Raw genomic sequence first — 13243 nt, forward strand, 5'->3', positions numbered from 1 at the left:
GATCAATAACATGACAACTCATACCACGACCGGCACCACAGCTGAGCGCTTCAACGCCATCTGCGACGCCCAGAACTTCGTCACACGCTTCAGCATTCGTAACCTTCTGACCGGCGAGACGTTCGACCGCGGCGCGGATGAGGAAACGCCTTCGGCAAGCACACGCAAGATATCGATCATGATGGCAGCACTCAAGGCGGTGCATGAGGGCAGGCTCGATCTGGACGAACAGATCACCTACGAGGCACGCCTCGCGGAAGAGGTTGCCAGTGGCATGTTTCGCTACATGACACCCGGCATCGTCATTTCGCTGCGCGACGCGATTACCGGCATGATGGTTCTCAGCGACAATGTCTGCACCAAGATGGTGTTCGAACGGCTGACGCTCGAAGAGGTTGACAGCTATTGCAAGTCGATCGGCATGAACGGCACCCATCACCGCTTTCTCATTCCACCGCTGGGCCTGTCTGCGGATCACACCTTGAATTCCGTAACCACGACGACGGCACGCGACCAGCTGTTTCTGCTGCAGGCCATACTCGACGCGCAGACTTCACCGGAAGCGGCTGCCATGCTCGGCGCCTCGCAGGAATTATGCGTTTATGCCCTCAAAACGCTGAAGAGCCAGATCCTGCGTTACGCCATTCCGTCACGACTGCCGGTCGGCACTGTCGTTGCGCATAAGGGCGGCACCGGAAAACGCGGGCGGATGAATGCGGGCATCGTCTACCGCGACGGCATACCATTTTACATCATCACTGCCTTTACCGACCAGGTGCCACAGGAAATGTCCGACGGCACGCCGGGTTACACGATGTCGCTCGAAACCATCGGCCGGTTGTCACGCGCCTGCTGGGACGCGTTCCAAGCCTGAACAGACAAACGGAACTTCACAAAAAAGAGGGTAGAACATGAAAAGCATTCTCCTGGCCGGAACGGTCCTTATGTCGCTTGCCGGTGTTTCCACCGCCCGTGATATCGTCATTGCCCAGAGTTCCGACCTGCGCAACAACAATCCCGGCGTAAACCGTGATGGCAATACCGATGGGGTCATTCTGCACATCGTCGAAGGACTTGTCGGTTACTCCGACAGCGGCGAGGTCAAGCCGCTATTGGCAGAGAGCTTCGACAAGTCGCCGGATGGACTAGCCTATACGTTCAAGCTTCGTGAAGGGGTGAAGTTTCACAACGGCAAGACGCTGACCGCCGAAGACGTGGTGTGGAACTGGAACCGCTACATGGATCCTGCAACAAAGTGGACCTGTGCTGGTGATTTCGACGGCAGCCGCATCGTCCATGTGACCGGTATCAAGGCTGTGGATACAACCACCGTCACGATCACGCTCGAGAAACCATCCGCCGTTTTCCTGGGGCTTATGGCCCGTCCCGAATGTGGGTACACCGGCATCATATCTTTCCTCTATGACACGGTCGACGTCTGCGGCGCGACCAAAAAGCTCCGGGGCCAACCCATCTGGCAATCGAACGCTCGATTGTGGGAAATATCAGTAGAAGACTGAGGCTTATCGCTGGCCATCCGAACATTACCGGACGGCCAGTTGCACGACACGCATCCGGGTTGCGGTGCAGATGAGTATGCCATCGGCATTCGACCCGCTCTTCGTGGACAACGAGAACTCCCGAGGGCCTGCGGTCATCGACGGCAATCCAGGGGGCTCAGGACGAAATTGAAATCGGAACGCCAGATCGTCGCTTCATCGATCCGCTCGAAGGGAGCGATCAGGCTGTCTTTCACCCCAAAGACCGCATCCGACTCCAGATAGGGATCGTCGCCGACAAACGTGTGGGTGACGAGCTTCTGGTATTCCTCCGCAGTGATCAGATAGTGGGTATGGGCAGGGCGGTATGGGTGGCGGCCCAGCGATCTCAGCATCTGGCCGACCGGACCGTCATCGGGGATCGGGTAGGAAACCGGCTTGATGCCGACGAAACTATAGCCGCCGTCGGCGCCTGTCACGAAAATCCCGCGATTATTCCATTTTGGCTGAATGTCCGGCTGCTGGACGTCGTAGAACCCATCGGAATTGTCCGACCAGACATCGATCAGCGCACCCTCGACAGGGTGGCCATCAAGATCCAGCACGCAGCCGGTGAAAAGACAACTTTCGCCCCTGCCGTCGAGAGAGATCGTCTCTCCCATCTGGCGCAGTGGCGCTCCCTCGACGTGAAACGGCCCGAATACAGTGTTCTCGGTTGCCCCTTCGGGTCGGCGATTATTGATGGCATCGACCAGCATGGAAAAACCCAACGCGTCGCTCAGCAGGATGAATTCCTGCCGCTCGTCGTGACAAAGATGGCCTGTCCGGGTGAGGAAGCTGATCGCCATCTCCCATTCCTGCTGGGTAAGGCTGACATCCTTTGCAAAGGCATGCAAATGCGTGACAAGCGATGCCATGACCTCGGCCAGTCGTGGCGCTATATCCTGGGCCATGCGTGCGTTGACCGCTTCTGCGGATTTCTCCTCGCTGAAATATCGAGACATTGAAACTCCTCCTAATGCGTTATTGCGGCCGCGCGCCCTCCCAGGCGTTTTGCAGCAGGGCGCGGATCGCTTGGCGCTCTATGGGACGCGGGTTCCAGTACGGGTTGCGGGTGGCCAGATCGGCTGCACGGTCGAGATCGGCTTCCTTCATACCGAGATCTCTCAATGCCGTAGGAGCGTTGATCGACGCGGCAAAGTCGTAGAGGCCGGCTCCCAGTGAGCCACCGAAGAGGTCGGCCGCCGACTTCAGTTCATCTGCCGCTGCATAGGCGTTGTAGGCGGCTGAGTGCGGAAGCACGATCGCATGGGTTTCTGAATGCGGTAGGTCGAAGCTGCCACCCAGCGTGTGGCAGAGTTTGTGGTGCAGGGCCATGCCCACGGTTCCAAGCACCGTCCCGCAAAGCCACGCTCCATAAAGCGCATCCCCCCGAGCGCCGAGATCTTGCGCTTCGTTCAGAATCCGTGGCAATGCCTGCTTCAGAGCACGCAGACCTTCCATTGCCATCATCGAGGAGATCGGATTGCGATCCCGTGCGTAAAGACCTTCTACGGCATGGGCCATCGCATTGAGGCCGCTGCTCACGCTCATGGCGACCGGCAATCCGACGGTCAATTCGGGGTCGTAAATGACGACCTCGGGCAGTATGCTGGCGGCCCGGACGGTCGTCTTTTCACCGTTTTCCGTCTGCCCGAGGATCGGCGTCACTTCCGAGCCGGCATAAGTCGTCGCTACCACGATCTGAGGCGTATCGTTGCGATAGCCGATCGCTTTCCCGAGCCCGATCGTCGATCCGCCCCCGAAGGAAACGACGCAATCGGCTCCGGCGGCACGATAAATTGCCATCGCCCGCTCGGTCACCTCGACCGGCGTGTGCATCGTGGCATCGGTAAACAGCCCGGCCGAAAGCGGACCGAGGACGGCGGCAATACCTTCGGCTTCCGCACTTTGATGCGGGGTGGACAGGATCAGGGCGCGCTTGCAGCCCTGCCCCGTGATTGCGTCGGCGAGTTGGCCAAGCGAACCGGGCCCGAAAATGACCCTTGCCGGGCCAATATTGTATTGGAAGGACGCTACCACACCCGTCGACTCCGTCTTCGTTGCGCCATGTTCAACGATCGAGCTTGAACAGCGAAACTGCGTTGGTCCTGCCGATCTTCAGGCGATCTGCCTCCGAGATCGTAGCGCTATCAAACCAGTCGGCGGCGTGGTCGATATTCTCGAACGGCCAGTCGGCCGAGAACAGAATCCTGTCAGCGCCGATTTCCAGCATGGCGTCGATCAGCGACTGGGTGCGGAAATTTCCCGACGTGGTGATGTAGAAGTTCTCGTTGAAATAATCTGCGATGCGACGCTTGGCGGGATAGCTCTTTTCGACCTTGACCCAAGCATTTCGGTTGTCGATTCGCCACATCATATAGGGCAGCCCCTCGCCCATGTGACCGACAATGATGCGCAGGCCAGGGTGCTCGTCAAAGAGGCCAGACCCCATGAGCCGCAGCGCATGCACGGCGGTTTCCTGTGCGAAGGCCCAGGTCGGGCCCATGAGCCACGAATGACCGGCATAGATCCGGCTGTCCTGCGGCAGCGGATTGCGCGGGTGGAGATAGAAAGGAACGTTGAGCTTTTCCATCTCCGCCCAGAACGGGCGGTATTGCGGCAGGTCGTAGTAAAGCGGAGTCGAGCCGTCGCCTTCCTGCGAAAACCCGTTCACCAGCGCGCCGACGAAGCCCATCGTCGTCACGCAGCGTTGAAGTTCCTGTATCGCCGCATCCGGATCCTGCAGGGGGAGAGCCGCAAAACCCAGAAAGCGGTTGGGGTTCTTGAGGCATTGCTCCGCCAGGAAGTCATTGGCGCGGCGGGAGATTTCCAGAGCCTTTGCCTTGTCCGGGATAGCCTGCACAGCCGGAGCGTTCAGGGAAAGGATCATCTTGTCGATGCCGTGGGCGTCCATCAGCCGCAGGCGCTTGTCCTGTATGTCCAGAAGGCGGGCCGATAGTTCCGTCCAGTAGTCCCCGGGCACGAAACCTGCTGAATCCTGCAGCGTGTCGGGAATGGCGAAGTGTTCTTCAAGCGCTATTTTACCTTGCACGATACTCTCTCTTTTCTGTCTCAGATCTGGAATGGGCGTGTACAGGTCAGTACTGACCCTTGGGCGGCAGGCCCAGGAGATGCTGGCCGACCATGGTCCCAACGGCGTCCCAGTTCATCGAAATGTGGCGTCCGACGGCATTCGCATCCCGCCATGCCCGCTGGACGGGGTTGGACATTTGAAGTCCGAGACCACCCGTGGAGGCGTTCAAGGCTTCGACCGCCTGAAGGGACAGGTTGACGGCGAAGGACTGCGTGCGCCGTGCCAGAATTCTGTCTTCCTCGGTGATTTCGACCGTGCCGTTTTCGCGTGCCTGCGCCAACTGCTGCGCCCATGCCACGTCGCGCAGCATGATCTCGCGTGCTGCATCGATAGATGCCGATGCCTCTGCTACCCTCAGCTGGATGGTCGGAAACTCGGCGATCTTGTTGTTGCCCCCGGCGACCGCACCGCGCGTGATCCGCGTGCCCATATGGTCGAGATAGCTTGTCAACGCACCTTTCGCGGCACCGATGGCAGCGCTGCCGAGGCAAAACGGAATCCCCATGAGGAGCGGAATGTTGAAAAGCCCGATGCCCTCGTATCCCCTCCCGCCCGGCGTTCTGCCCGTAGTCGCATCCGGGAAGGCCAGGATACGGTGCTCGGGCACGTAGACGTCTTTCAGGATCAGGCTCTTGGAACCGGTACCGGCCAGACCGACGACATCCCAGGTCTCCGCGATCGTGTAGTCGCTTGCAGGCACCAGGAGAAAGGACGGGACGGCCCGCTCTCCTTCGATTTTTGGCGGGATGATGGCAGCACACAGTGCCCACTGCGCATTTTCGCAACCGCTCGCAAAGGCCCAGTCGCCGGAAAGGTGAAATCCGCCCTCCACGCGCTCCGCCATGCGCGTCGGCGCATAGGAACCACATACAAGTGCATCGGGGTTCGTGCTCCAGACTTCCTGCTGCACCCGTTCGTCGAACATCGCAAGAAGCCACTGATGCGCAGAGAGAAGTCCCGCGACCCAACCGGTCGAGGCGCAAGCCGATGACAGTTCGATATTGGCATCGACGAGCTCTGCAAAGGAGCCCTGGTCACCGCCGAAACGGCCAGGCTTAACAATGTCGAAATACCCGACGCCGCGCAGCAGGTCGATATTGCGGGCCGGCACGCGCCCCGCTTTCTCGGTATCGCGAGCAGCGGCGCGGATCTCATCGAGAACCGGCGCGATACGCTTGGCAAGACATGGGTTTTCCGCCCGCATCGAAGCGGGAAACAAGGCTGCTGTACTGTTCATGGAACTGCCTTCAGTTATGGGAAGTAAAAGGTGCGTGCTGTGGCGCGCAATAATTCGAGTTTTCATACATTAACGGGGTGGTATCGTCGGAAAGACGAGTGTCTATCACTTGGCCGATGAAGATCGTATGCGTTCCATAGGGAACGGCACCCATGCGACGGCAAATCACAGCGGCATGGGCCGAATCCAGAACCATCATGCCCCGTTCGTGACGAACCCAATCGGCCGCTTCGAACCGACGCTCCGGAGCGATCTTTCCGCTGAAACCTTCCGATACGGAAACCTGTTCGTGCGTCAAAACGCTGACGGCAAATTCCGGCACTTCCAGCAGCATGTCGTGCAGGTAAGTGCGGTTGTTCAGGCAGATAATCAGCGACGGAGGATCCATGGAAAGTGATGTCACCGCCGTTGCGGTCATGCCGTGGTCGGCTCCATTACGACAGGCGGATATCACGGTAACCGTCGCCGGAAATCTGCGCATGGTCGCGCGAAACGCATCGCTGATAGGCGGAATTGCCGGCGTAGAGCCGGCGGTAGCTGTGGCAGACATGAGTTCCTCCCGAGTCTCCTTGGCGTTAAATTATTGCAACTGCAACTATTGTCAATGCAAATTTTTAGACCGCGAGCAATTTCTCGTTCACTGCTGCTCCTTTTTGCGGAGTGATCCAGCGGCTCGTGTTGTCATTTGGGCCATTTAGGTGCATGTCGGAACAAGCCGCGGTCAGCCGCACACGAGATTTCGCCAGCAGACTGAGACATGTACAAACTTACCGATTCAGTTCCCTACCTGCTCAACCGTGCGGGCGTGCGCATCGCCGAGGTCTTCTCACAGCGAATTGCCGAGAACGATCTCAGCGTCGCCATGTATCGAGTGTTGGCAATGTTGAGGGAGCGCAAGGAAAGCACGCTTGGGGACCTTGCCGACGTCGTCTCGGTTGAGATCTCCACCCTCTCGCGGCTCGTCGGCACTCTGGCGAAACGCAAGCTGGTCTCGAGAACCCGTCCCGAGGATAATGGCCGTATCGTCATCGTTCGGTTGACCCCACAGGGGGAGGCACTGACTGAAAAGCTGATGCCGCTTGCTATGGAACTCGAGGCCACGGCTGTGCAGGGCATGTCCAAGGAGGAGGTCACCGCGCTGAAAAGTGCGTTGAGGCGGATGCACAGCAATCTGCCGGCCATGTCCGGCAAAGGAAAAACCAGCGACCAGTAAATTTGCACTTGCAAATATTTTAACTGCAAGTATTTAATGGCGCGTCATTCGTTGTCATGGCATCATCTCGTCTTCGGGATGATGGTCCGGTGTGGGAGGAAACACGCCGACGACGAACCGGAGGATTTGTACATGGATCGATGCTGGCCTGCCGATGGCGGGGGTGTACTTCCTGTACTCAAATGTGTGGGGAGGAAAAATGACCATACAAGATGTCGCTATCGCCAAGGAACGCGTCCGCAGCCCGAATATGATCATCGCCCTATGCGGCCTGTTGATCCTTTTCGATGGCTATGACCTTATCGTTTATGGTGCGGTTGCACCTTCATTGCTTCGAGAAGGAAGCTGGGCTCTGACGCCCGGCATGGTCGGAAGAGCCGCGTCAATCACCCTGTTCGGCATGCTGCTCGGCGCCCTGATTGCCGGAACCCTTGCCGACAGGATCGGCCGCCGCAAAGTCATAGTCGGGAGCCTCTTGAGTTTTTCGGTGATGATGATCGGCAGCGGTTTGGCTCCGAGCTTCCTGATTTTTGAAGGAACCCGTTTTCTCGCCGGTCTTGGCCTGGGCGCACTGTTCCCGACGGTAACCGCCTTGATCATCGAGTTCTCTCCGCCCAAGCGCAAGGCCATGGCCTACTCGACCGCGCTTCTCGGCTATCTCGCCGGCGGCATCATCTCGGGCATTCTGGGGATTATGCTGATCGAGACTTACGGTTGGCGCGTGCTGATGATCATCGGCGGCGCACCGATACTGCTTCTTCCGCTGTTCCTGCGCCTCCTTCCGGAATCGCCGGAATGGCTGGCGACCAAGAACCGCCAGGAAGAAGCCAATCGGATAGCCAATCAGTATGGGTTGCCCAATCCCAATCCAAGGCCTGCTGCTCTGCGTCAGGTAGGCATCAAGTCGCTGTTTTCCGAAGGCCGTCTGTTGCCGACCCTGAACGCCTGGGGCATCCACTTCTGTTCTCTTCTGCTTACTTTCGGCATGGTGAACTGGCTGCCGACCATCATGAACAAGATGGGCTACGACCTCGGTTCCGCCCTTCTCTTCTCCGTCACGCTCAATCTTGGCGCGGCAGTCGGTCTGCTGATCGGCGCGAGAATTGCCGACCTTGGCAATGTCAAGATGGTCGTGGCGGGAATGTTCCTCCTCGGCGCATGCTCGATCTGGATGTTGACCCAGGTAGGCCAGGGCCTTCAGGTCTACGGTCTGGTCGCGCTGGCTGGAACCGGAACGATCGGAACGCAGATTCTAGCCAATGTCCTGGTCGGAAATCTCTACCCGGTCGAAATTCGCGGCACCGGCCTTGGCTTTTCGCTGGGCATCGGTCGCGTCGGGGGCATGATCGGACCCGCCATCGGCGGTGCCGTCCTGGGAGCAGGGCTTGCACCGCAATGGAACTTCTACATCTTCGCGGCCGTCGGTGCGGTGGGCTGCCTTCTCGCTCTGGCGACACTGCTGTACAAGAAAAAGACTGTTTGAACTCTCGCCCGGGCCTCGGCAGGTCAAGGGCAACCAATTCTGCAGGTATTGAACTCGAGAATGTAAGAGGCGGCTTCTCAAAACCCGCCTCTTACTCTTGTTGTCCTGGCAGAGGTGCGGTTTCAATTCCTCTAATGCCAATCCTGTCGGCCCTGGTTCGATTGCTAGAAAGCCAGTTGCACCTTCATTGACCGGGTTCTGTCGCCGGCGGCCTCAAAAGCCTCCACGGCATCCTCGAACGGAAAGATGCCGGTGAGCAGCGGCTTCAGATCGACACGGCGCTTGCCGATAAGGTCCACGGCGAGACCGAATTCCTCGTGAAAACGGAAAGTGCCCTTCATCTCGATTTCCTTGGCGACCACGATGTTCTGCGGGATGGAGACGTCGCCGCCGAGGCCGAGTTGGACCAATGTCGAGCGGGGTCGGAGCACTTCCAGGCCGGAGCGTACGGCGCGTTCGTTACCGGAAGCCTCGAACTGTACGTCGAAATAGCCCTTGTTTGCGGAATAGGCCATAAGCTGTTCCGGATTGCTGGCGACGTCGATGACCCGATCGGCGCCGACCGCCAGCGCCTTGTCGAGGACCGCACCCATGACGTCGGTCGCGACGATCTCTCGGGCACCGTGGGCACGGGCAGCGATGATCGCCAGCGCCCCGATCGGACCGCAGCCGGTGACCAGCACTCGCTTGTCCGCAAGCGAGCCGGCGCGGGCCACCGCATGCAGCGTTACCGCGAACGGCTCCGCCATCGCCGCTTCGTTGATCGAGACGCCATCCGCTATCCTGTGGCACTGCCACTGCTCTGCAACCAGACGCTGGCGGAATGCACCCTGGATGTGCGGCATCGGCATCGCGGAACCGTAGAAGCGCATGTTGAGGCAATGGTTCTGCTGCCCCTTCAGGCAATAGTCGCAGGCGTTGCACGGACGGCTCGGCGAAACCGCCACCCGGTCTCCGACCGCAAGGCTCGATATCCCCTCCCCCAGCGCCTTAATCGTCCCCGCAACCTCGTGGCCGAGGATCATTGGCTCGCGGACACGCACCGTACCGAAGCCGCCATGGTTATAATAATGCAAGTCGGAACCGCAAATTCCGCCCGCCTCGATGGCGACCTCCACCTGTCCGGGGCCGAGGTCCTCGACCTCCCTCTCTTCGATGCGCAGGTCCTTGGCGGCATGAATGACGACGGCTTTCACGGGCGTATCCTCAGAGAACGGGTGTCGGCAGGGCGGCGCCGGCGAAGTGGGCGGCAAGGTTGTCGCGCACCAGCTTGCCCATGGCCTTGCGGGTTTCGATCGTGCCGGACGCATGGTGCGGTTGCACCAGCACATTGTCGAGTTTCAGGAAACGCGGATCGAGCTTCGGCTCGGCTTCGAAGACATCGAGTGCCGCCGATCCTAGCGCGCCGCTTTCGAGCGCCTCGAGCAGCGCTTCCTCGTCGATATTGGATGCGCGCGAGATGTTGATCAGCATGCCGTCCGGGCCAAGCGCCGCAATCACATTCCTCGAAACGATATGGCGCGTGACAGTCGACGCCGCCAGCGTCACGAACAGGAAGTCGGAATGCCGGGCAAGTTCCACCGGATCGGCGATGAACGTCATACCATCCGCAAACGGCTTCTCGGCAACGTCGCTATAGGCGATGTCCATGTCGAAGCCCTTGAGGCGTTTGGCGACCTCGAAGCCGATGCGGCCGAGGCCGAGAACTCCGGCCTTGCGGCCCCAGACGCGACGCTTCAGCGGATAGAGACCCTTCTCCACCCAGCTGCCATCCTTCACCCAGCGCTCGGCGCCGATCATGCCGCGCGACTGGACGAGCATCATCGCGACGCCAAGGTCGGCAACGTCGTTGGTCAGGACATCGGGCGTATTGGTGACCCGAATGCCGCGCGCCCGGCAGGCGTCGAGATTGACTGCGTCATAGCCCACACCATAGACCGAGACGATCTCCAGCTTAGGCAGCCTGGCGATCAGTTCGGCAGAGGCGCCGAGCTCTCCCCGCGTGGCGATGGCGCGAATGCCGTCCGCATGATCCTGAACGAATGCATCGCGATCTTCAGCCTCGTAGAGCTTGCGCACGTTGTACTGCGCTTCCAGCTCAACGAGATCCCATTCGGGGTAGGGGCCGACGAGCAGGATGTCCGGCTTGGCCATCGATTTCCTCCATTGTGATGTAGATGATGGTTTGTCGATACCCGTGTGGCGGGCTTTCCTAAAGGCAGGTTGTGATACCGCCGTCGACATAGAGCGTGTGTCCGTTCACAAAGGAGGAAGCCTTGCCGGCAAGAAACACCGCTGCCCCGACGAGCTCCTCGACATCGCCCCAGCGGGCTGCCGGTGTGCGTTTCTCAAGCCAGGACGAGAATTCCGGGTTATCGACCAGCGCCTGGTTCAAGGGTGTCTTGAAGTAGCCGGGCGCAATCGCGTTGATTTGCAGGCCGTGCTTTGCCCAATCCGCGCACATGCCGCGTGTCAGGTTCTTCACCGCGCCCTTGGTGGCCGTGTAGGGAGCGATGCCGGGGCGTGCCAGCTCGCTCTGCACCGAGGCGATGTTGACGATCTTCCCCTGCCCTCGGCCGATCATGTGGCGTGCCACCGCCTGGCCGACATAGAAGACACTGGAGACGTTGGTCTTCATGAGCTGCTCCCAGCGATCAGCCGGAAACTCCTCCAGCGGGCTGCGGAACTGCATTCCGGCATTGTTGACCAGGATGTCGATCGCACCAACTTCGGCCTCGATCGCGTTGACGCCGCGTTTGACGGCATCGGGATCGGTAACGTCGAAGTCGGCAGCCCTCGCCTCATAGCCTTCATTCTCCAGGCTATCGACGGCGACCTGAAGCTTCACAGGGTCGCGGCCGTTCAGCACGACCGAAGCCCCATGCCGCGCAAGCCCTCGCGCAAGCGCCAGCCCTATGCCCTGCGACGAACCCGTCACCAACGCACGCCGGCCGGCCAAATCAAATAATGGGAAGGTCATTCAAACCTCTTTCCGAAAAAGACAGTCCGCCGCGTTGCGTGACAATCGCGGCCGGGTTCAGATATCGACGATCAGACCCTTGGCTTTCAGTACCGGCTCCAGATTGCTGACCTCGATCACCGACTTGCCCTGCTTGTAGGCCGCGATATAGCCGGCTTCGGCATCCTCGCGGGCCTCGGAAAGCCTTGCGGCCTCCTGTGCTTCCGCGCGGCGGACGACGACCAGCCCATCGGCATCGCCGACGATGATGTCGCCCGGATTGATCGTCTCGCCCCCGACGATGATAGTATCGTTCACCGCCGCAATGGTTTCCTTGACGGTGCCCTTGATGCAGACGCTCAGGGAAAAGACCGGAAAGCCGAGGTCCCTCAGCTGCAGCGTGTCGCGCACGCCCGTGTCAGTCACCAGGCCGCCGATACCCTTTGCCAGGCAGGCATTGGCGAGAACGTCACCGAACGAGCCGGCCTCTTCGTATTCGCCGGCGGACACGACGATGATGTCACCCGGCTTTGCATAGTTGATCGCGAGCTGAAGCATGATGTTGTCGCGCGGCGCGCATTTGACCGTGAAGGCCGGGCCGCACAGCTTCATCCGGTAATCCACTGGCTTCAGGCGGGAGGAGAGCGCTCCGCGGCGTCCCTGCGCTTCGTGGATGGTAGCTGGCGAAAATTTGGAAAGAGCCTCGATGTCGGCGTTGCTCGGCCGTTCGGCGATATCTTTTATGTGGATCATGGAAACCTCCCACGGTTAGGCCGACGGCGGACACGTCCCGCCGCCTGCAGTCTTCGGTGATTTGCAATTGGATGGAGTGCCTGGGCCAAAGACCTCAGGGGATCGGGTCGAACTTCAGTTCGGAAAGCGGCACGACCTTGTCGTTACGCGTCATCTTGTATTCGGTATTCGGGCCAAGCCATTTGTCCCAGATCTTGTTGAGTTCGCCGGACGTATCGAGCTTGCGGAGCACCTCGTTGATCTTGGCCGTCAGGGCCGGATTGTCCTTTGCCATGCCGATGCCGATCGGCTGGAACAGCATCGGATCCTCGATCATCCGCATTTCCTTGCCCTTGGTCTTGGATTCGTTGACGAATTTTGTCGTCGTCATCGTGTTCGCCACCATGCCGCGTGCCTTGCCCTGCTGGACGGCAAGATAGGCGGATGCGGTATCCTGGAAGGTCAGCGGATCGGACTTGTTGAGCTTGATCGACATTTCCGAAGTCGAGCCCTTGGTCGAGGCGATGCGCTGGCCTTCGTAGTCGGCCTTCTTCTTGCCGGGGTCATCGGCCGGGACGATCAGCATTTCCTTGGCGAGATAGTAGGGATCGCTGAACTGGATCTGTTCCGCGCGGCTCAGCGTATAGGCAAGATTTGCGACCGTGATGTCCACGCGGCCGAGCTTGACTTCCGGCACGCGCGCCTCGACCGAGACCGGCTTGACTTCGGCTTTGACGCCCAGTTCCTTGGCAATCGCATTGCAGAGGTCGACGTCGAAGCCGGCCATTTCGCGCGTCTTCGGATCGGGTGCTGCGAAAGGCACCACGTCGGCAAACGTCGCGCAGCGAAGCGTCTTGGCAGACATGATCGTGTCGAGTTGATCCGCCTTTGCCGGCAAGGCTGCCGAGGCACCTGCCAGCACGGCGGTAAGAGTTACAAATTTCCAGTTCATTGCTGTTCTCCTTTGTTTTTAGTCGTTGGTCG

General features: G+C 59.7%; 13 protein-coding genes and 1 pseudogene. 4 read left to right on the top strand and 10 right to left on the bottom strand.

Translation table 11 applies throughout. From position 1 onward, the window contains the following. Positions 1 to 10: 10 nt before the first annotated feature. Complete coding sequence (locus LZK81_RS27430) at positions 11 to 874, top strand: serine hydrolase (protein ID WP_233957845.1); 864 nt, start codon at positions 11 to 13, stop codon at positions 872 to 874. A 37-nt stretch (positions 875 to 911) separates the two neighbouring features. Continuing rightward, a pseudogene (locus LZK81_RS27435) lies at positions 912 to 1415 on the top strand (ABC transporter substrate-binding protein); the annotation flags it as partial. 239 nt (positions 1416 to 1654) lie between these two features. On the opposite strand, the gene LZK81_RS27440 reads toward LZK81_RS27435, so the two are convergent. From LZK81_RS27440 to LZK81_RS27460, 5 genes are read right to left on the bottom strand one after another with little or no spacing between them, the layout of a single operon-like run. Beyond that, positions 1655 to 2503 carry a dioxygenase gene (locus LZK81_RS27440; RefSeq protein WP_233957153.1) on the bottom strand — a complete coding sequence of 283 codons (849 nt, stop codon included), beginning with the start codon at positions 2501 to 2503 and terminating at the stop codon, positions 1655 to 1657. 19 nt (positions 2504 to 2522) lie between these two features. Beyond that, a complete protein-coding gene (locus LZK81_RS27445) occupies positions 2523 to 3581 on the bottom strand; it encodes a maleylacetate reductase (protein ID WP_233957155.1) in 1059 nt (352 codons plus the stop codon). A gap of 31 nt (positions 3582 to 3612) precedes the next feature. Then, entirely contained in the window at positions 3613 to 4593 is a 981-nt protein-coding gene (gene tsdA, locus LZK81_RS27450; RefSeq protein WP_046607540.1) for a gamma-resorcylate decarboxylase, read from the bottom strand. A 46-nt stretch (positions 4594 to 4639) separates the two neighbouring features. After that, positions 4640 to 5872: a flavin-dependent monooxygenase gene (locus LZK81_RS27455; RefSeq protein ID WP_233957156.1), complete on the bottom strand. Its 1233-nt coding sequence runs from the start codon at positions 5870 to 5872 to the stop codon at positions 4640 to 4642. Positions 5873 to 5882: 10 nt separating this feature from the next. After that, positions 5883 to 6422, bottom strand: a complete 540-nt coding sequence (locus LZK81_RS27460) for a flavin reductase family protein (protein WP_046607542.1) — start codon at positions 6420 to 6422, stop codon at positions 5883 to 5885. Positions 6423 to 6629: 207 nt separating this feature from the next. On the opposite strand from LZK81_RS27460, the gene LZK81_RS27465 reads away from it, so the two are divergent. Continuing rightward, the gene (locus tag LZK81_RS27465) at positions 6630 to 7085 is read left to right on the top strand and encodes a MarR family winged helix-turn-helix transcriptional regulator (protein ID WP_046607543.1); all 456 of its coding nucleotides are present in this window, start codon (positions 6630 to 6632) and stop codon (positions 7083 to 7085) included. Positions 7086 to 7284: 199 nt separating this feature from the next. Then, on the top strand, positions 7285 to 8568 hold the full coding sequence (locus LZK81_RS27470; protein WP_233957846.1) for an MFS transporter: 1284 nt from the start codon (positions 7285 to 7287) through the stop codon (positions 8566 to 8568). A gap of 164 nt (positions 8569 to 8732) precedes the next feature. On the opposite strand, the gene LZK81_RS27475 is transcribed toward LZK81_RS27470, so the two are convergent. The 5 genes from LZK81_RS27475 to LZK81_RS27495 all read right to left on the bottom strand — a co-directional run bounded on the left by LZK81_RS27475 (position 8733) and on the right by LZK81_RS27495 (position 13211). Further along, on the bottom strand, positions 8733 to 9764 hold the full coding sequence (locus LZK81_RS27475) for an L-idonate 5-dehydrogenase (RefSeq protein ID WP_233957158.1): 1032 nt from the start codon (positions 9762 to 9764) through the stop codon (positions 8733 to 8735). Between the two features lie 10 nt (positions 9765 to 9774). Beyond that, positions 9775 to 10722: a 2-hydroxyacid dehydrogenase gene (locus LZK81_RS27480; protein WP_233957160.1), complete on the bottom strand. Its 948-nt coding sequence runs from the start codon at positions 10720 to 10722 to the stop codon at positions 9775 to 9777. 58 nt (positions 10723 to 10780) lie between these two features. Continuing rightward, entirely contained in the window at positions 10781 to 11548 is a 768-nt protein-coding gene (locus tag LZK81_RS27485; RefSeq protein ID WP_233957162.1) for an SDR family oxidoreductase, read from the bottom strand. Positions 11549 to 11605: 57 nt separating this feature from the next. Continuing rightward, complete coding sequence (locus LZK81_RS27490) at positions 11606 to 12280, bottom strand: 4-carboxy-4-hydroxy-2-oxoadipate aldolase/oxaloacetate decarboxylase (protein ID WP_233957164.1); 675 nt, start codon at positions 12278 to 12280, stop codon at positions 11606 to 11608. Positions 12281 to 12374: 94 nt separating this feature from the next. Then, entirely contained in the window at positions 12375 to 13211 is an 837-nt protein-coding gene (locus tag LZK81_RS27495; protein ID WP_046607549.1) for an ABC transporter substrate-binding protein, read from the bottom strand. Between the last annotated feature and the right edge of the window lie 32 nt (positions 13212 to 13243).

This window comes from Neorhizobium galegae (genome assembly GCF_021391675.1).
GTDB classification, from domain to species: Bacteria; Pseudomonadota; Alphaproteobacteria; order Rhizobiales; family Rhizobiaceae; genus Neorhizobium; species Neorhizobium galegae_B.

Excerpts from the sequence above, each read along its gene's own strand:
- LZK81_RS27430 (WP_233957845.1), top strand. The coding sequence starts at position 11 with ATGACAACTCATACCACGACCGGCACCACAGCTGAGCGCTTCAACGCC.
- LZK81_RS27440 (WP_233957153.1), bottom strand. The coding sequence starts at position 2,503 with ATGTCTCGATATTTCAGCGAGGAGAAATCCGCAGAAGCGGTCAACGCA.
- LZK81_RS27455 (WP_233957156.1), bottom strand. The coding sequence starts at position 5,872 with ATGAACAGTACAGCAGCCTTGTTTCCCGCTTCGATGCGGGCGGAAAAC.
- LZK81_RS27460 (WP_046607542.1), bottom strand. The coding sequence starts at position 6,422 with ATGTCTGCCACAGCTACCGCCGGCTCTACGCCGGCAATTCCGCCTATC.
- LZK81_RS27465 (WP_046607543.1), top strand. The coding sequence starts at position 6,630 with ATGTACAAACTTACCGATTCAGTTCCCTACCTGCTCAACCGTGCGGGC.
- LZK81_RS27470 (WP_233957846.1), top strand. The coding sequence starts at position 7,285 with ATGACCATACAAGATGTCGCTATCGCCAAGGAACGCGTCCGCAGCCCG.
- LZK81_RS27480 (WP_233957160.1), bottom strand. The coding sequence starts at position 10,722 with ATGGCCAAGCCGGACATCCTGCTCGTCGGCCCCTACCCCGAATGGGAT.
- LZK81_RS27485 (WP_233957162.1), bottom strand. The coding sequence starts at position 11,548 with ATGACCTTCCCATTATTTGATTTGGCCGGCCGGCGTGCGTTGGTGACG.
- LZK81_RS27490 (WP_233957164.1), bottom strand. The coding sequence starts at position 12,280 with ATGATCCACATAAAAGATATCGCCGAACGGCCGAGCAACGCCGACATC.
- LZK81_RS27495 (WP_046607549.1), bottom strand. The coding sequence starts at position 13,211 with ATGAACTGGAAATTTGTAACTCTTACCGCCGTGCTGGCAGGTGCCTCG.